Origin of the sequence: Pseudoalteromonas luteoviolacea NCIMB 1944 (assembly GCF_001625565.1) — a bacterium.
Lineage (GTDB): Bacteria > Pseudomonadota > Gammaproteobacteria > Enterobacterales > Alteromonadaceae > Pseudoalteromonas > Pseudoalteromonas luteoviolacea_F.
The window spans coordinates 227,673-247,985 of the sequence record NZ_AUXS01000097.1 but is presented as its reverse complement, the minus strand read 5'-3'; the positions used below and the strand labels follow the sequence as shown (position 1 = coordinate 247,985).

Below are 20,313 nucleotides of genomic sequence, written 5' to 3'. Positions count from 1 at the left end.
CTTAAATCTCCATGATGTTGTCGTCGCAGGTATCGTCTTGCTCATTCATGTCTGCTTCTTCAAGCACGCTATTCAAGTGCGCAAGATGTTCTACTGATAAGTCATTGGCGATAAAGTCACTTGGCGTCGCAACAGCCCCCTGTTCGGCGATATGTGCGGTATGTTCGATCACATGTTGTAAATTAGTCATGAAATAGCGTTCAAAATCAGCACTGGCCTGCTGGCCTAGTCGCGACTGAATTGAAAACACCAATTGGTCTGAGTCGATCATGCCGTTGATATTGAGCATCAAAGCCATTTCATTTTGCTCGCCAATCAGTTGCCCACAGGACTCTTGCACAATCTGCCAACTCTCAACCCCTTTTGCACTACGATTAAATTGCCCTAAGTAGTTGAAACTGATAAGAGGCAGCTTTTGCGTAATTTGACCTGCTTGGAAAAAAGCACCATAGCCTACCCCTTTGTTTGGCACGCCGCGTAGCATTTCCTTGGTTTGCACAACAGTCGTAGAAAGGTCTTCATAAGCCATTAACTTCACAGGATATAAGCTGGTAAACCACCCTAAAGTTTGTGATACATCTAAGCGCTCATCAATATCTTCTCGGCCATGGCCTTCTAGAGTGATCACATGCTCTGTACCTGACAACACTTGCGGTAAAGTTAAACTCAACGCAGCTAACAATAGATCGTTGATTTCAGTGTTATAGCCTTCATTTGATTGCCTCAATAGCATATTTGTATGCGCGGCCGACAAAGATAATGAATGCTCACTGACAGATTCAGTAACGTTGAGTGCATTGCTATGTTCAACCACATTTTGCCAGTAATTCAGCTCACTGCTGTGATCAGTTGGGTAGGTTTGCATAGCATTCACCCACTGGCGATAACTGCTGGTTTTTGCAGCCAATGTTTTACCGGTAAGCAAGGTTTGCAAGTCTTGTGACAATACCCGCCACGAGACGCCATCAATGATTAAATGGTGAAAAATAAAACAAACCCGCGCAACACCATCGCCGTAACCTTGCAGGTGCACCAGCTTAAATAGCGGCCCACCTTTGAGGTCAAAACTTTGCTGCCACTGGTTCAACTGCTCGCCAATTTGCGTATCAGAGAGCCCTGTCACATCTAACTGAGCGACACCACACCAAGCAGCCAAATCTAACTCGTTAAGAGATAAATAAGATTGACGATCAGTATCACCTTGCGGCGCAAAACGGACGCGCATCATGTCGTGGTGCTCAATCAAAGCATGACATGCCCGCCCGATGTCGGCGGTTGTCAGCTCCTCTGGTACGGTGAGCATAAATGACTGGTTCCAATGCGCAGGTTGCGACAGGCCTAAGTCAAAGAACCAAGACTGTACAGGCAGTAAATCAAACTCACCTGTTAGTATCCCTTGTTCTGTTTGCAATGTCTCAGCCTGCGGCAATTGCTCAAGCTTTTTCGCCAATTGCGCTATGGTGGGTGATTCATAAATATCTTTCACTTTGAGCGTATAGCCCAACAAACGCAGTTGTGACATTAATTGAATACTAATGATTGAGTCGCCACCAATACGGAAGAAGTGCTCATCAATCCCCACTTTTTCAAGGCCAAGTAACGCCTGCCAAATATCACATAGCTGGCTCTCAAGTTCAGTGGTCGGTGCCACATAATCGCTTTGTGCATCAAATACAGGATCTGGTAAGGCTTTGCGATCGACTTTGTTGTTAACAGTCAGCGGTATTTGCTCAATGGCCATAATGGCGCTGGGCACCATGTACTCTGGCAATTGCTCAGCTAAATACGTGCGTAGCACGTCGTGGTTAAGTGCGGTTTCGCCTTGTGATACCACATACGCAATCAGTTGCTGTGTGCCTTGCAGCAATCGCGGGATCACAACTGCTTGCTTCACATCTTGATGTGCAATGAGAATGTTTTCAATTTCCCCCAGCTCTATCCTAAAGCCACGGATCTTAACCTGCTCATCATTTCGGCCAATGTACTCTAGCTGACCATCCGCAAGTCTGCGCACCAAGTCACCACTGCGGTACAAGCGAGATTCTTGAAAAGCAGGCAATTGCGCAGCAAATGGATTTTCAATAAAGCGCTCACGGGTCAGCTCTTCGCGGTTTAAATAACCGCGCGCAAGCCCCGCCCCTCCTACATACAATTCACCTACAACTCCAACTGGCACGAGGTTTTGGTTGGCATCAAGCACATACGCTGACATATCACTGAGCGGACGGCCAATGAGTGATTGATGTTGATTGTTATCTGGTGAGAGTTCCTGATATGTCACATGCACTGTGGTTTCTGTGATGCCGTACATATTGATTAACTTAGTGTGCGTATCACCATAAGCCTGCCACCAAGGCGCAAGGCGCGCCATATTAAGCTTGTCTCCACCAAAAATAACATAACGCAGCGCAGGTAGATCCGCATTTTGCGATACCGCGGTATCGGTAAATGAATAGAAAGCACTCGGTGTTTGGTTTAATACCGTGACGCCTTGGTTTTGACACAAGGCAATAAACTCACGCGGATCACGGGTGCAGGCTTTGTCAGGGATCACCAAACAACCGCCATGCAGCAGCGCGCCCCATATTTCCCACACACTAAAATCAAAGGTACAAGCGTGGTACATCACCCACACATCTTGTGCTGTGAATTGATACTCCTGTTCACAAGAGTCAAATAACCTTACCACGTTGTGATGCGGCTGCATCACCCCTTTAGGCTGGCCTGTGGTGCCTGAAGTATAAATGACATATGCCAAATCATCAGCCGAAGTATTTATATCCGATAAGTCGATATCCGCTTCTTCCTGATTGAGCTCATCATAACTTAGCACCTGAACAGGAGACTCTAACCCATCTAGTACTTCAGTGAGTTCAACCTCCAGACCTGCTTGGCAAAGTAATATTGGCGTTTGCGTATCGCTCAAAATAAACTGGCTACGCGATTTCGGGTACTCTGGCGTTAACGGTACATACGTTGCCCCTAGCTTTAATATTGCCACCATGCTCACCAACAATTCGAGACTGGGTGCAAAATAAAGCCCGATGTAAACCGGCGCTTGGTTTGTGGCAGATGCAATGCTCGGATCTCGCGTTAAAATCGCCTTGGCCAATGCCGTCGACTGCGCATCTAACGCTTGATAGCTAAGCGCTTTGTCTTGGAACTTTAGCGCCGTATTATTGGGGTACTTTTGAACTTGCTCGGCAAAAATCTCACTCAAACTGCCACGCTCAGGTAGTGGCGCAATTTGTGGCTGGATTTGCATCAACAGCTCATGGCTTTGCTGCTTTGACAGCAAACTAATTTGACTATGCGGCTGCTCAGTCTCATCAACGATGGCGTTAATGATAATTTGCAGCTGCGCGATTAATCGCTCTGCCTGACACGTATTAATTTGCTGCGCACAATAATTCAAAGAAAACTCAACCTGCTCAGGCGTGGCAGTTACGATAACGGTGATCGGGTAATCACTTTTCTCGCGCGTCTCACGATACTGCATTGCTTGCTCTACACGCTCACGGTCGCTTTCTTGCACTTTTGGGATTGGATAGTTCTCAAACACAAATAAAGTATGGAATAACGCATCCCCTTGGCTTTGCACGCGAGATAACTCTGCGCCACTGTGGGTATTTACGTCCGCAATTTCTAGCTGAATTTGTGACATCACCTCTGCAATGGTTGCATCCGCTTGCCAATTAACTGCCAAAGGTAAAGTATTGATGAACAAGCCCACACTTGCATGAATATCTGCAACGGGTATGTCTCGCCCAGAAACCGTAGTCCCCACAATCGTTTGCAGATCTTGGCAATAGCTTTGCAACAACTTGTGCCAAGCAAACTGCATCGCGGCATTAAGTGTCACACCTGATTGCCTGCAAACCTCATTCAAAGCAGTAAACTCACTACCTGTGATCACAAACGCACTACGCTCAGGCTCGGAGACAACCCGTTCATTCGCCAAATCAAATGATTGGCTCAGTAGGTAATTGACGTCGTTGGCATGCTCAAACTCAGACATCTTTTGCTGCCAAAATGCATCCGTTTGGTCTTTGTTTTCATACAGGTATTCCTGTGCAGCTTGATAGGCATGGTCGTGTTGGATAGTCGGTTGCTCACCTGCTTTAAGCTGGTTGTAAAAATTATTGACGGTCTCCAGTAAGTTACCCACACTCCAACCATCGCCAATGCTGTGATGTTCAGTTTTAAGCACACTAAAATGCGTGTCGCTGTGCTTGAACACCACCACTCTAAAGAGCCCAGGATCTGCCAAATCAAATGCTTTGAGCCTATCTTGTTTTAGCAGCTCATTCATTTGCTGAACTCTTTCGCTTTCAGAAAAAGCACTTAAGTCCACGACATTGAAGTGAGTATCACTGAGAACAAGCTTTTGGCTGATCACTTGCAGCATCTGCGCTTGCCAATTAAATGCCATGCGCAATGCTGGGTGTTTATCCGTCGCTAGTTGCCAAGCCGCACGATACAGTTCAAGGTCTAGCTGAGTATGATAGTCCACTAGCAACTGTACTCGGTATGCATCATCATCAGGCTGATTTAAGGCATGATAAATAAAACCTTGTTGCAAACTATTGGCAGGATATAAAGCTTCTAAAGGAGTATGTGACTGTAGGTTTTGCAGCAGCTCAAAACTAATCTGCGCCTGCGGGAAGTCACTTGGTGTACTCACCCCACCAGCTTGCATCGCCGTCACACCTTGAGCAATGACCTGCTCAAGTGCACGTTCAAAAGCGCGCACAAATAGCGCGCCTTGCGCTGGCGCAAGCCTTGATTCAACCTCAATGCTCAACGCGTCCTGTTTAATTAACCCTAATACATTGAGCATTAAATCACTGTCATTGTCAGCGCCAACCAGTGCACCTACAGGCTCCCCTGTAATTTGCCAATCGGCAGGTTCAGCCGTTTTATACTGACCAAGATAGTTAAAGCATACTTTAGGGAGTGGCGCTGGTAACTTTGCAGGGTCGAATTGGAAAAGCGCACCGAAACCAATCCCTTTGTCAGGGATGGCGCGCAGCATGTCTTTGTTTGCAGCAATGGTTTGCTCTACAGACTGCGCACATACCAGCTTAACGGGATACAGGCTAGTGAACCAACCTAGTGTTTGGTTTATCTCTAACGCATCATCAATGGCTTCTCGACCATGACCTTCCAGCATAATATGATGAGACTTAGTTCCAAATACGGTTTCCATGGCAATGGCAAGGGCACTGAGTAATAATTCTTGCGTGTGCGTGTTATATCCTTGAGCAGCTTGCTGCAACAAAATTTCTGTTTGCTCGACCGATAAAGACAGTGACAATTGCTGCATTGCATGCAAAGGCCGTGGACTTGGCTGCCCAGCCATCACCTCAGCCCAATAAGCCGTTTGTGCTTGGTTACGCACTGCGTATTGCGACAGTCCATCCACCCACTGACGGTAACTGGTTTGCTTTGCCAACAGGCTTTGTCCAGCAAGAATTTGCTCAAGGTCGTTAAGTAAAATGCCCCAAGACACGGTATCTATGATCATGTGGTGGAAAATAAAGCACAGTCTATCGCGGCCATCGCTATGCCCTTTTAGTCTCACCACACGCCATGTAGGGCCTGCAAAAATATCCAAGCTGGCTTGTACAGCGCTCAAGGTGTCACTGACTTGTACCTCATCCAACAGAGAGATATTCAGCTCAGTTAATTCAAACAGCACTTCTTCGCAATAGCGATTTTTGCGCTCAACAACACATCGGCTGCGCAACATATCATGCTGGTAGCTCAGGGTGGTGAGCGCTTCATTTAGGTCATCATTAGATAAATCATTCGGACAATAGGCACTAAATGCTTGGTTGAAGTGATGCACATTGGCAAAATTTTGTGAAAAGAACCAACTTTGTGTTGGGTGCAGGTCAAAATCCCCCTGTAAAACCCCTTGCTCTGATAACACAGCTACTTTTGCAACATCATCATTGTCGATAATAAATTCAGCCAGCTCCGCCACACTTGGCGCGACAAAAATATCTTTTACTTTAAGGGAGTAGCCAGCGCGTCTTAGCGCTGAGACCAGACTGATACTGACGATTGAGTCGCCACCAATTTGGAAAAAGTTATCGTTTATCCCTACCTTTTCAAGGCCCAGTACGCCTTGCCAAACGTCACATAGTTCAGTCTCTAGTTCATTGCGCGGCGCTTGGTATTCAGTGCTGGCACTAAACTCAGGCTCTGGTAATGCTTTTCTGTCTAACTTGCCATTGAGGGTCAAAGGTAATGCATCAATAACCACAAAAGCAGCTGGCACCATATACTCTGGCAACTGCTTTGCCACAAACTCTCTCACATCATCTAAATCAATCGATGCATCGAGCTCGCCAACTAGATAAGCCACCAAGGCTTTTTGCTGATTGTGCTCTTTATCAATCACCGCAACGTGTTTTATTTCTGGGCGCTTTAATAAGCAGTGTTCAATTTCACCCATTTCAATACGATAGCCACGTACTTTGACCTGAAAATCTTTACGGCCTTTAAATTCAATGTAACCCTTTTCATTCCAACAGCCGTTGTCGCCAGTACGGTATAGTCGGCCAAGTGTAGGGTGTTCAAAATAGGCAAGGTTGGTGCGCTCTGGGTCATTAAAATACCCTTGAGCTACCCCAATGCCACCAATGTGAATTTCACCTAAAATACCCGCTGGACAATGATTGCCATATTGATCCAGCACCCACATGGCTTGATTCGGCATTGCCAAACCATATGGAATACTCTGCCAATCCGGCTCAACTGTGTTTATTTCATGCCAAATTGACCAGATACTGCCCTCGGTAGCGCCACCCAAACTCATCACTGTCGCATGAGGCGTCATAGCATTGAGCTGCGTAGGTAGGCGAAGTGGGATCCAGTCACCACTCATCATGTAAACACGCAAACTATCAACGTTGCGCACTTGTAGTGCTTGCTCATTCGCAAGCAATTGCGCAAGCTGAGGAACCGTATTCCAAATTGTCACTTGGTGCGCTTCGACCATGTCTAACCAATGATCTGTGTCCTGCACTTTGTCTTGCTCAGGCAGCACAATAGCTGCCCCCACGGCCAACGCGCCAAACACATCGTATACAGATAAATCAAAGCTTAAATCCGAAATACCAAAAATACGATCTTCTGGCATAACCTCAAAACGTGCATTAATGGCGAAGATGGTGTTCATGGCACTTTCATGAGTGATCACCACCCCTTTTGGCTGGCCAGTACTACCCGAAGTAAAGATCACATAGGCAATCTCGTGTGGCAAAGGTAGCACGAGACTTTCTCGCCACTGGGTATCAGCAAGCTCGCTTTTTATCGCGGCCTCTTCAACCAAAGTGAATTGGAATTCGCTCAACCACGGCTCATTTTGAATGCGATCGAACAACACTTTCGAAATTAATACCTGCTTCACGCCCCCCGCCAATAAAACCTGATGAATACGTGAATTTGGCCAAGCCACATTGATGGGTAAATACGCACAACCAGCGGTATTAACGGCAAGCAGTGCAGCCACTTGATATTCACTCTTTTCACACATAACAGCGACCAATTCACCGCGCTTAGCTGCTTTTGTGGCCAATTGGTAGGCAATACCATAGCGATATTCGCTCAAGGTATGATAATCAATTTGACGGCTTGCCGTGATCACGCAGACGCGCTCAGGGTACTGCGCAACTTGTAAGTCAAAGCCATCAACTAAATTATGCTCTGGGTACTTTGCAGGAAAATCATTCCACTGGTGTTCAATGCGATGTTCTTGCGCCTCAGTGAGTATGCTGATGCGGCCACATATTTGATGGGCATTATCTTGCGCTAAATGTGTAATAAAGCGTTTTTGTATTTCACCAATTTCTTGCAAAGTCTCAGTGTTAAATTGTGCGTCTGCTGCGACAATTTTTCGTAGCAATTTTGAGCCTGTTTCAAATAATGTGAAATCTAATTCAAACTGCGCCACAGCAGGTGTTAGCAACACCCCTTCCACGGTGACCGCATTATCTTCACCTAATCTGAGCTGCTGTTCAGGCAGTCCAGCAAGCACCTGCATCAAACCTGGAATAATATGAGATGTTTTTAGCTGCGCAAGGTAGTTACAGACTACATTGATATTTTTGCTGCTCAAGCCTGATGGGGCTTTGTTCAATAGCAGCGCAGTGAGCTGCTCACTGATGGTCTGCAATAGCTCAATGAGCGACTTTTGATGAACCGCAGAGACCGACAGCGCTTCTAAATCAACATAGTGGCCCAATAGGTAACGATTTTTACGCGTTCTTCTCGCAATTGGTACGCCAATGGTGACGTCTTCATCGTTGGTCAAACGGCTTAGTGTTAAAACGGTACTCGCAAGAATTACACAATAAGGACTGATACCGTGCTCAGCAGCAACCTGCTTTATTGGTTCAATGCACGCTGTTGTATTATCTAACAGGACGGCAACATCATCATTGGTATCAGTGTTGTGTGGCTTTTTCATGATGAAGTCCACAGGACTCACTTGCACGTCAGCAAAGTCTTGCTCTTTGGCAGCGTAATATTCAATATCAGGTTTAAGTGTTGAGCAGTCATCCTCACTCGATAACAGCCTCAGCAAATCATTCACCAAAATCTGCAAAGACCACTGATCACACACAATATGGTGACCTTTGATCAACACAATCACCTCTGAATCTGTCAGCACCTGATAATAAAATTCAAAATTACACTCACTGGTATCTATAAACTGCACATTGTACTGATCGCACAGCTCAGATGCGCTAATATCAGTGCCCTCCATGGCCAACCATTGCACTTGGCCATCTTTGAAAATAAGCTCAGGTGTATCCGCTGAGAGTTCAATTTTACTGTGGAGCACTGGATGGCGATGTTGCAATTGAATTAGCACGTCTTGCAACCGATTAAAACAATCGCCCATGGTAATTTTGAGTGCGCTAGAGACATTAAAAACAGGGCTAGTTGGTGCAATTTCTTGACCTTGCCAAACTTGCAATTGACGCTGAGAAAGTGATTGAGAGTTATCGTTACGCATTGGGTTTATACTTCCATTATTATTTTCGTGATGCCATAAAAGGGTGGTCAACGCAGAAAGCGCCATGATGTGGTTGAACGCTTTGAGTATTTAGGCACATGTATAACCTCCATCAACATACACAGTGCTACCTGTGGTCCATTCACTTTCCAATAAATTAATGATTTCTTTTGATACATGCTCCGGTGAGCCAAATCCTAAGGGGTGCATGCTAGCCAACTTGTCAAAGTGACCCGGCTTCGCCATGCCTTGATAGCCATCATTGAGCTTGGTTTGGATCATGCCTGCTGCAATACAGTTCACCAACACACGATCCTTGGCCAACTCCAATGCTGCACATCGACTTAGACTACCCAGCGCACCTTTACTGGCCGCATAGCCAGAAATACCTGCTTCACCTGCAGACTGGCTGACGGATGACAGTAGTACAATTGACGTTGTTCCCTCTGTATTTCTAACGCTTTTGCGTGTAAAAGCTTTAATCATGGCCAGTGCACCACCGCAATTAATACGATAAATCTTCTCAAAGTCTGCATAACTAGATTGACGCAATGTGGTCATTGCGTGCACACCAGCACAAAATACAGCCCCTTTAAATGCACCATATTGCTTTGCATTGTCGATAATGATTGGCGTCAACTCATCTGGTGTACTCAAATCAGCGACGGCGATTTTATGCTGCCCAGATAAAGACACCGCCAACTCGCCCAAGGTCTGTTCATTTCGCCCAATTAGTAGCAGTTCGTAACCTTTATTTGCTAAATCATGGCAGGTTCTCTGCCCGAGATCTGAGGTTGCACCAAGCACCAAAATTCTTAATGGAGCCCCATCAATATTCATTGTTTCCATTACTATGCTTCTTCTCTTTAAAGGCCACGTCACGCCAAAAGCACCGAGGCACTTTTGGCTCATATGCGTATACTCAATGTTGAATTGTTAAACGGATATTTCTGTGCTCGGGCGCATGGTCATACACTGCCCTGTCATCATTTTGTTATAGTGTGAAAAGTGTGCGATGAACTCGATAAACTCCTGGCGTAAAAACACAGTTGGGCGCATACCGAATACAGAACGCTTTAGTGCGCGGCGCATTTTTTTTCGCTCTGCTTCATCTTTTGCCAAATAGGGGATCACAGCACTGTTGATGAACACCTTGTCACTGGTAAGTTCTCTGGCTAAAGTTTTCATAAATGCATTCAGTGCATGGTTGACCACCGAATTCACTTCTTGGCCAAGATAACTTAAACTGTCCGAATACAACGGAAAGACAATGTTCGCGCCCGCTTCTTTGACACAACCCGCCAAGTTTTGATAGATAACAAACGTACTATCTAAGTACGTTGTTATTTGCACCAAACAACGCTCATCCGTAAACAGCGCTTGCTCATTTGCGCACTGAACACCTTGAATAACGACCAGTGATTGCCCATCTTCGAGCATCCCTTTTTCCGTCAATAGCAGCTGAATATCAGGTTCGACTTGCCCTTGAATTTCCGCCAGTGACAGGCTTGGTAGTGCTGAATTTTGCGATTCAAATTGCTCCGAGGGTGCTATCAAAATCACATTGACGTTTGCACTAAGGTAGTGATCAACCACAGCCTGATCAAACTCGCTTTGCGCTTGTACTAAGAGTAAAGATTGCGCTGCACTCATATTAAAAATCCTCCGTCCAGATGGATAACTTCTCCGTTTTGATAATTAGGCTCGTCTGATGTGAGGTGCAATACGGTACGTGCAACTTCACTGCACTGCCCCATTCGTCTTACACTGGTACAGTTAATAATGGGAGCAACAATGGACTGCTCTGCGCTATCCACCATTTGGGTTTCAATCAAACCTGGTGCAACGGCGTTACACAAAATATTGTCTTTGCCATACTCACGCGCAATGGTTCTTGTCATGCCAATAATGGCGCCTTTAGACGTTGCATAGTTGATTTGGCCTTCGCGTCCAACCACACCACTTTTTGACACCATATTAATAATGCGGCCAAATTGCTGCGCTTTAAAAATCGGCAGTACTTGATGACATAAGTTAAAAGTGCCTTTTAAATTCGTCGTCAGTACTTTTTGCCACTCTTCTAGCGCCATTAGCTGTATTAAATTATCGTGATTAATCCCTGCGTTATTAACCAAAATATCAATCCGCTGCTCCTGTGATTGAATCGATTTAACACTATCTAGCACAAAGCCAGTCTCTGATATCGAACCTTGCAACCAAGTAAACTTAGGGTGAGACGCCAATACGTCTGGAACACTAGAACGCGCGATACCATATACGCTAGCGCCCTCGGCAAGGTATTGAATGCAAATCTCCAAGCCAATTCCCTTTGAGCACCCTGAAACAATAACAACCTTGTCGTTAAACATTCTTCGCTCCCACATGTTCTAAATACCGAATGGCAATCCGAGCACTGGCAACTTCTTCATCGTTCACCCAAGCTGCAACTTTAAATTTCACCAGCTCTCCGAGCGCAGTATCAACTGATGCACGCAGTTCCAAAATCTGACCGGGTAAAACGGGAGTAAGAAACTTGACCTTGTCAATGCCCGCAATCACGCCTTTTGACTTCCCTGTAATGCACAACCCACTGGCCTGCGCCATGGCTTCCACAATTAACACGCCAGGAAAAATAGGCTCATCTGGGAAGTGGCCCTCAAGGCACGGTTCGTTATATCCAATAAATTTTTGTGCGATGATCGACTCATTGGGCTGCACCTCAACAATGCGGTCAACAAATTTAAATGGCGGCTTATGCGGTAAATTATCCGGTGAAATCATTTTTCATCTCCCCAGTCGAATAAAAAGAAAACCATCACAAGTAATACAAGGGTGAAACCAGACAGGGTTTGAATTTGCGTAGATACCTCTGCAAGGGAAGCCCCTTGATTTGCAGTGAGTCGAAATGCATCCAAAAAGGCGGTGGAAGGCAACCATTGCACAATGTTTTGAATCGTTTGCGGAAAGTTGGAGGTATCAAAGTAGATCCCGGATAAAAACATCAGTGGAAAGTACAGCAAGTTAGAAATTCCCGTTGCCACTTCAACTTTCTGACTGCGAGCACCAACCAAAACCCCGATTAAACACAATACAATCGACCCCAATAGCAGCACCACTAGAATACTCAGCCAGTCCCCCATGGGTTGATAACCAAATAAAAAGTAGAAGGTAGCGAACAAGGCAACTAGCTGAAAGACCAGTAAGAAGACGCGGGCGAAGACAATGCCAATGACGTAGTCTAAGCGGCTAAACGGAGATAATTTAAGGCGCTTGAAAAAACCTTGTTGCCGATCAGAAACCAGCCCATTAGAAATGGATGTAATGCCAATACCGATTATCTGTAACACGATAATACCGGGGATCAGCCAATCGATATACCTAAACCCTTTTAGATCAATCACCCCCTCAAGATAAGGCTTACGCATTTGATCTTGCAGCGCCATTACATAGCTAAATGCAATGGCTTGTTCATGGCTATTTCGCGTTGAAAATAGACCACTTGGAGTCAAAATCAAGACATCGTTATAACTGGATAAAATGGATGCTAGGTCCTCACCGGGTGACACTTCGGTGCTTGGCTTGGCAAAATGGTCATTGATACGAGCGATTAGATTTGAGTCGTTAATATTTATTAAGCTGACCTTTTTGTCCTTCTCTATCGCCTGAAACCAATCGGCATCTATTTTTTCTTGTTCTATGACAACCAAATTGACTGGCCCCATTGGCTTTTCACCAGAGAACGCTTGAACCAAAAGAAGTGCCATAAAAATGGGAAAACCGAAGGTCCAAAATAAAGTTGCTGGTTCACGAAAAAACGGGCGAATATTAAGCAGCATGAGCTGCCAAAATGGCTTTCTTGTCAGTACATTACTAGGCATGACTTCGTTCCTGTTTTAGAATATCGTGGCCTGTTAACTTTAAAAACACGTCATTGAGGGTTGCTTTGCGTGGCTCTCTAATTACCGGATCTTTGAAGGTGCGGTGGATAATTGCATCCGGCGTGCCAGACTCAATAATACGGCCCTGCTCAATGATCAATAACTCATCACACAAATAGTCTGCTTCATCCATATAGTGTGTTGTGAGGATCACCGTCATCCCCTCTTCTTTGAGCGACTTGATGATTTCCCAGAAGCTCTGACGGCTGGTGGGATCTAACCCGGTTGTCGGTTCATCTAGAAAGATCAACTCTGGCTTGCCAACAATTGTCATGGCAAGAAATACCCGCTGTTTTTGTCCACCACTTAGGCTATCGAGCCATGCATTGGCTTTATCTGTTAGACCAAACCTTTCAATTAGCTCATCTACGTCCATCGGTTCTTTGTAAAAGCTCGCAAACAAGGTGATCGCTTCTTTAACCTTGGTTCTACCATACAAACTATTGGACTGTAGTAGACCGCCAATCTTCATGCGGATCTGCTTCTCATTGGTTTTCCAATCCATGCCAAACAGGCTGACGTTGCCTGACGTTGGCTTCTTTAGCCCTTGTAATATTTCCAATGTGGTTGACTTTCCCGCCCCATTTGGCCCCAATAGCCCAAAACATTGGCCTTTGTTAACTTTGAAAGACAGCCCCTTTAAGACAAGGCGACTATTTTTGCTGTAAGACTTTTTCAAATCCGTAACATCAATGACCGCTGACATGAGTATCCCCTTTGATTTTCGATACGATACACGTCGATGCACCCAGCTGCGTATTAACACTCATGACCAACACAGACTCAGGCGCATCGAGACCCTGTAATCCCACTTCACGACCCATAAATGTGCGTCCTCTAATTAAGCTTGTTGCTACGCTCACTGCATCTAAGCTTTGGCAAGCCACACCTGATGCTTTGTAATCTCTGCTATTGATAATGTGCGCTGAAGGAAAATGCTGTTTGAGTACACTCGAAAATGCCTCATAGTGATGCGTATTTACCATGCTTAAAACAATGACATCTGGCACTGCGGTATATTGCTCTAGTGCCGAGCAAAGCCATTGCTGAACGTCATCTTTGAAGTACCACTGCCCACCACTAAACTGGTGAATTTGGGCCAATGCTCGGTTTGCACGCGCGTCTTGCTGGTTAACCACGATCATTGCATTGGCACCACTTCCCAGCCTCTGCTCATCCACTTGCATTTGTTGCCAAACCAAATCTGATTTATCGCTTTGGTCTTCAGCACTACACACTAACGCATAAGAAATCTTATTTTCACTTAAGTCGTTATAGGCATGCCACAAAGCATGCATACCTTCATTGCCTAAGTCGCTAAAGTTCGCTGAACAACCCGTTAAACCAAATGCCAAAGCTAGGTTGCCCAATGGCGCATTGAGTACAGTGTCGGGGAACAAAGTGCTTTTAACCCCAGAAGGGCCATGTTGCAGTAGATCAGATAGATTGCGCTGCTGTACCTGAGAAGCACCAACAGTGGTGCCAAAGTACGCTCCCATTGGGGGTTTTTCACTGTCGCTAAAATCAATATCGGCACCACTGAATGCCAAGTAGGATGCGCCAATTGAATATTGACCTATCGCACTCATACGGCGACGGAACAGACTTGGCTGAAATTGCTTAAGGGAAAATTCCTTGTCATAACTCAGAGCTTGTTGCTCTGAGCCACTAGAGTAACCCACTTCATTTGCAATATTACTGTGACTCAACACATATACTTTTTGCTCTGCTGCAACAGGAATATCTGAGACCAATTTACGTGCAAGTAAGGTGGTATTGTGGCCGCCAAATGCCGAGTTTGTAGCAGCAAAACAGTCTACTTTATGCTTTCTTAACCCATTAACAACAATGTCATGGCCTTGACAGTCTTCTCGAATATCATCGCCATTGAGTGTGGAAGGGATTTCTCCTTGCTCGATGGCAACCAATGCAGAAATAAATTCAATGGCACCCGCAGCGCCTAAGGTGTGGCCAAAATATGACTTAGAACTTGATACAGGCAAAGAATTTTTGGCTCGTGGTTGCAGGGCTGCGAATATGCCTTTAAGTTCAGCACCATCATTCGCAGGAGTGCCCGTACCGTGGGTGTTAATATAATCGATATCTTCTACAGTCACGTCACTTTTCGCCATTGCTGTGGCGAAAGAGCGTCTCACACCAGCACCACATGGCTCGGGCGCGGTTGCATGATATGCATCTAAACTAGACGCTGTAGCAGCTAGTTGAACAATGGCTTTTTGTCCTCGCTCACTAGCTTGTGTTTGGGGTTCTAAAATAACAAAGCCAGCGCCTTCCCCTAAGCTCAGCCCCATTTTTACGTCATAGGGAGAGCACACTTGAGGTGCCACAGACTGCAAAGAATGAAATCCTGCATAAATGGTTTTAGCTAGCGCATCGGTACCACCAGCGATGACTAAGTCAACAACTCCTTTATCGATTAGCTGCTTAGCAAACCCCATTGCACTGCTACTCGATGTACATGCGCTGGTAAACGTCAATACGGGTCCCAATATACCGAAGTGCTTAGCAATGTTGTCACTTTGCTTATGAGCAGGATATTCAATCAATGCCGCTAGCTTATTTTCAATAATGCCGTCTTCTAGCTTTTCCATGCCGGTATTGGCATTACCTACGCATAGCGCCACCCGTTTTTGTGCCAAAGTTTCTCGAGATATGTTTGCCGACTCCAATGCTTCCTCTATCGCTTTAATCGCAAACAAGGTAGAAAAATCAGGTAATGCATCTCTTTCATCTTGGTGTTTTTCACGGATCGACCGAACAATGCCTGCGATATCACTCGAAAGGCCAGTTACATCAAAACAATTTAAAGAAGCAATTCCTGATCGCTGTGATTGCATTGAGTGATACAACTCGTGTGCGTTATCGCCACACGAAGAAATTACGCCATATCCAGTTATTACTGCATGGGATTTAAACTCTGGCATTTCTTACTTTCTCCTGTAAACCTTGCAATGTGACTTTGCCCATTGCATTGGTAGGTAATTCATCAATGAATTCTATTTTGGGGATGGGTAAATCTTGGAATAACGCTCTTATCTCCTCAGTGGTTTCAAACTGAGCAGCTACTTTTTCAACAAAAGCTATGAGCTCGCCACCGCGTACGTTATTTTCTTGTTCGATGAAGTAAACCCTAAGGGCATGCCCAGCAAAGAGCTGGGATAGCTTTTCTTCAATTGCTTTTAAAGAGTAGCGTTTGCCTTTAAATTTAAATACGTTGTCTTTGCGGCCCAAATGTCGAATTTGGTTGTTAGGTAAAACTTCAATTTTGTCGTCCAAAGGCGCTGACTCGATGCCATAAGGTAAAAAGTCAGAATAGATAATGTGCTCTTCACCATTTGGCATCAATTTCACGGTCGGAAGTAGTCGATATGTTTGAATGTCGTCTAGCCCCATCATGCGATACGCAATGGCGCCGGTTTCCGTGCTTCCAAGTACATCAATCCCCTGCAACTGTGTTTTTCTATTTGCATTGAGACTGGCAAATTGTGTATCTCTTTGTTGGCCGAATTTTCCACCAGAGTTAACGACATAGTGGTACCTATCGGACAACCCTCCAGAAATACTTTGCCATAGAGCTGGCACACTTACCGCCATAATAGCCTCATACCCTGAGGGAGCAGGTCGAGACAGGGTATTTGATTGATATACCACTGCGATATCCAGTTTTAGCGGTAGTAAAAAACTCCAAATAAACCCGTACATATGCACCGGTGAGACATATGCATCAACGAGATCTAACGCTTTAAAGTCAAACAACGTTGTTAATTCATCTACTTCGTGCAACATGCTCACTAGCGATTTTTCAATTTGAACTGGCACACCAGTGCTGCCTGAAGTTTCAAACCCGATCACGGCATTATTTTGCACACGCTCCAATTGAGCATATAAATTGCTGCTCAATGTTTCAGAAGGTGCAGTTGCATGAGTTGACATCAACTCGTCAAACCCCAATGCATTGTCCCCTTCTGGTTGGGCACTGAGGAGTGGTTTACAACCGCTAAATACCAAAGCAACGGCCATCAACATCATTTTGACCGGATCAGTATCTCGTACTCTAACAGGCTCGTGGCGATTGATCTTTACCTGTCCAATCGCAGCTATCAGAGTTGTTATATACTGCTCAAATTCGTGACGACTATACCTGTCACCGTTTGAAGAATAAAAAGCGGCGTTGTTATTACCTAATACACCCTTTGTTTTTGCGGCTACAATACGCTTTGAAATATTGCTTACTGTATGAGTACCATCATAATCAGCATTGTTAAACACGACATTGAACTTTCGTTGACAATCTGAGTAAACCTGCAATAAATCAACCGAATCAAGAAATAAAGGGCTGGCCAATAAATCATCTTCATTGGACAGCTGCTTCACTTCGGACTCTTCTAGCTCAACTGAATCTACGATTTGTTGGCGCACCTGTTGGACTAAGTCTTCAAAATCCTTCATTCAGTTACTATTTCCTGTAAATCAATGGCTGCAACGCGCTTTTTGAATGACGCTTTTGGCGGTACGACTTCAACCTCACCACTGCAAATCAGTTCGTTGTCCTGATTTAAAATAGTGATAGTCAGCCTGACATGCCGATTGGGTAATTTTTGCGTCACTTGGACATGTGCATAAATGGTATCGCCAATATACAAAGGCGCATGGTGGCTAACTGTCATATTAGTCACCATGGAACCAACCCCAGGTAGTTTCATACCAATTACTTGCGCTACCATGGCTGGCGCGATCCCTGCATGAGCAATACGTCCTGCTAACCCCATTTTCTGAGCAAAAACGCTGTCTACGTGTAATGGATTGAAATCACCTGTGATCCCAGCAAAACTGTATACGTCTGATTCAGAGATAGTTTTAGAATGAACAGCACTATCTCCTTCGTTAAGTTCCCTATAGGTTTTTCCAGCCGTGTATAGAGTCATCGTCTTCTCAACTTTTATGCCGCAACTTGCTCGGAAATAAACTCGCTAAGAGAATGAATTGATGCCATTTTCTTTTGCACTAATTCACTGGGAAACTCCTTGAACTTAAGTCCATACTTTTTCTCAACGGCCGACACTAAATCCAAAAGCTCAATGCTGTCTAAATCCAAGCCATCACCAACTAGTGCTGCATGCTCGTCGATTTCTTCTAGAGAGTCTGCAACTTCTAACTCTTCGATTAAAATGTCATGTTTAATAAATGTGATAATTTCTTGTGTACTATTCATTGTTCTTCCTTAGATTTAAAAAATTTTTAGCGCTTTATTTAATCGAATAAAAAGGCAACCATTTCTTCAATTTCACCGTCTAGCGCGCGGTCTTCGATAACCGGAGAGAAAGTAGAAGCTAGAGAATCAAAAAACGCACGAGATAACCCATTTAACTTTTCAGCAGATTGGTCCTTATCAAGGACATAATATGCTTGGCGAATTGCCATAGCTTGAATGGCGATAACAGGCTTAATCAAAGAAAGGATATTCTTCAAATCACGAGCAGCAATTGTGCCCATACTCACAATATCTTGATTCAATGCTTCAGTCGTACGAGAAAAGACAGACATCGGTCCAGATTGCTTGAGCGCTTCAGCCACCAAAGCTGACGCACTGATCTGCATTGCTTTGAATCCATGATTGATCCAAGCCTTGTCTCCCAAGTCATCCACTGCAACGAGGTTATTTGGAATACCACCGTTTAACCTGTCATCAACTAAAATACCCAGCTCACGCTCTAATAACGCGCCCATATTTGCAACTTGAGGCTTTAGCGCATCGCAGATTGCAGCAATATGTCCACCATAAAAGTGGCCTGCGTTGAGTATCAAGTCACTTTCATGATCAATTAGAGGGTTGTCATTGACTGAATTGATCTCCACTTGTAAAACTGACTTTGCCCAGTTCAGCGTATCAACCAATGGCCCTAATACCTGTGGCGAGCAACGAATTGAATAACTATCTTGCAAACGGAAAGTTTCTTTCATTCCGTGTTCAATCACTTTATCTGTTCGCTGTCTGCGGCCTAACCTGAGCTCTGGATTTGATAGACGTTTATAAATCAGGTCAGCGCAATATCTTTGCCCTTGATGTGGCTTCAACTCATGCACTTTTGGATGAAAAGGGGATGCTCTACCGTCAATCAGTTCAACGAACAAAGCAATTAACTTACACGAAATATCAATGGCCTTATCAAGCTCATTAATCGTATTGGCAGTTATTGCACTCATGACAGAAGTACCATTCATGATTGCTAGGCCTTCTTTCGCTTTTAGTTCATAAGGCGTGATATTGAGCTCTTCAAACACTTCAGATGTCGGTCTGATCACACCTTGGTAATAAACGTTTCGCTGCCCATTAAGTGCTGCGCCAATATAAGACAGTGGAGTTAAATCTCCGCTAGCACCTACCGAGCCTTTCGCAGGGATCGCTGGAAAAATATTATGTTGTAAAAATAACTCCATTTGTTTCAATAACTCCCAACTGACACCTGAATAGCCCCTCGCATTACAGTTCAATCGGATCAATAGAGTTACTGCACAATCACGTTCACTTAGATATTCGCCTACGCCACACCCATGATATGCCAATAGGTTTTTCTGCAACTCTTGAGACATGGCTGGAGAAATTCGGTTACTCGCAGAGTTACCAAACCCAGTTGTTACACCATAGATGTCTTCTCTATCCGAAATACGCTTATCTATATACTTCCGGTTATTCTCAATGAGTGATTTGTGAACCTCTCCATTCAACTGCACTTTCGGATAATTCTCGTAGATAAACTTCTTTATATCTTCAAGTGTTAGCTGGCTTATTAAGTCTATATCTATTGTGGATACTACTTTATTTTCAGACTCAACTATTGAATCTGAAAAAGAGAGTTCATTACTCATTTTTCTTGCTTCCTTTAACAATTAAAAAACGGTCATCTAAGTTTTATATTTAAAATTTATAATCGCGAAAATATAAATCGAGCATGTATTCCCAAGCATTTCATGACGTAATATCTATTATCATCGTTATGCCACTCTCATCGCTCATATGGTCTTCCTTTGCCCTCAAAAAGGTGCAAATAGATACTGATCAACTCACTCAAAAGCGTGTGTGTCATTTTTTACACCATTACATTTAATCAATCAATAGTACCCACAAGAATTACACCGAAAACATTTATTGCTATAAACTTTTACAAAATAGTGGATAAAACAACCTGATTTAACAAAAAACAAACACCAAAGGGGAAAGTAAACCACCCTGAACTTAACAAAAAAGACGTGCTTTTCAGCTAACATTTGTAAGCTGAACTGCTAGAAAAGACTTCAAGTGATGACCAGATTATTACGATAAAG

The 20,313-nt window shown here is 44.4% G+C and carries 12 protein-coding genes; all 12 read right to left on the bottom strand.

Annotation, left to right across the window (positions count from 1 at the left end; genetic code table 11):
* Window position 1 precedes the first annotated feature (1 nt).
* On the bottom strand, window positions 2–9,031 hold the full coding sequence (locus N483_RS26035) for a non-ribosomal peptide synthetase (protein WP_023400482.1): 9,030 nt from the start codon (window positions 9,029–9,031) through the stop codon (window positions 2–4).
* Window positions 9,032–9,121: 90 nt separating this feature from the next.
* Window positions 9,122–9,880, bottom strand: coding sequence for an SDR family NAD(P)-dependent oxidoreductase (locus N483_RS26030; RefSeq protein ID WP_172642419.1), 759 nt, complete (start codon window positions 9,878–9,880; stop codon window positions 9,122–9,124).
* Window positions 9,881–9,967: 87 nt separating this feature from the next.
* Window positions 9,968–10,684, bottom strand: coding sequence for a hypothetical protein (locus tag N483_RS26025; RefSeq protein ID WP_023400480.1), 717 nt, complete (start codon window positions 10,682–10,684; stop codon window positions 9,968–9,970).
* A complete protein-coding gene (locus tag N483_RS26020) occupies window positions 10,681–11,400 on the bottom strand; it encodes an SDR family NAD(P)-dependent oxidoreductase (RefSeq protein WP_023400479.1) in 720 nt (239 codons plus the stop codon). Before N483_RS26020 ends, N483_RS26025 begins: the two co-directional genes overlap by 4 nt.
* Window positions 11,393–11,812, bottom strand: a complete 420-nt coding sequence (fabZ, locus tag N483_RS26015; RefSeq protein WP_023400478.1) for a 3-hydroxyacyl-ACP dehydratase FabZ — start codon at window positions 11,810–11,812, stop codon at window positions 11,393–11,395. The genes N483_RS26020 and fabZ overlap by 8 nt, the downstream gene beginning before the upstream one ends.
* Window positions 11,809–12,909 (bottom strand): ABC transporter permease, encoded by a 1,101-nt coding sequence (locus tag N483_RS26010; protein ID WP_023400477.1) that lies wholly within the window; start codon window positions 12,907–12,909, stop codon window positions 11,809–11,811. The genes fabZ and N483_RS26010 overlap by 4 nt, the downstream gene beginning before the upstream one ends.
* Window positions 12,902–13,675 carry an ABC transporter ATP-binding protein gene (locus tag N483_RS26005; protein WP_023400476.1) on the bottom strand — a complete coding sequence of 258 codons (774 nt, stop codon included), beginning with the start codon at window positions 13,673–13,675 and terminating at the stop codon, window positions 12,902–12,904. The genes N483_RS26010 and N483_RS26005 overlap by 8 nt, the downstream gene beginning before the upstream one ends.
* A complete protein-coding gene (locus N483_RS26000) occupies window positions 13,659–15,914 on the bottom strand; it encodes a beta-ketoacyl-[acyl-carrier-protein] synthase family protein (RefSeq protein ID WP_023400475.1) in 2,256 nt (751 codons plus the stop codon). Before N483_RS26000 ends, N483_RS26005 begins: the two co-directional genes overlap by 17 nt.
* Window positions 15,901–17,439: an AMP-binding protein gene (locus tag N483_RS25995; RefSeq protein ID WP_023400474.1), complete on the bottom strand. Its 1,539-nt coding sequence runs from the start codon at window positions 17,437–17,439 to the stop codon at window positions 15,901–15,903. Before N483_RS25995 ends, N483_RS26000 begins: the two co-directional genes overlap by 14 nt.
* On the bottom strand, window positions 17,436–17,915 hold the full coding sequence (locus N483_RS25990; protein WP_023400473.1) for a MaoC family dehydratase: 480 nt from the start codon (window positions 17,913–17,915) through the stop codon (window positions 17,436–17,438). Before N483_RS25990 ends, N483_RS25995 begins: the two co-directional genes overlap by 4 nt.
* Before the next feature lie 14 nt (window positions 17,916–17,929).
* Window positions 17,930–18,202 carry a phosphopantetheine-binding protein gene (locus N483_RS25985; RefSeq protein ID WP_023400472.1) on the bottom strand — a complete coding sequence of 91 codons (273 nt, stop codon included), beginning with the start codon at window positions 18,200–18,202 and terminating at the stop codon, window positions 17,930–17,932.
* A gap of 38 nt (window positions 18,203–18,240) precedes the next feature.
* A complete protein-coding gene (locus N483_RS25980; RefSeq protein ID WP_023400471.1) occupies window positions 18,241–19,857 on the bottom strand; it encodes an HAL/PAL/TAL family ammonia-lyase in 1,617 nt (538 codons plus the stop codon).
* Window positions 19,858–20,313: the final 456 nt, after the last annotated feature.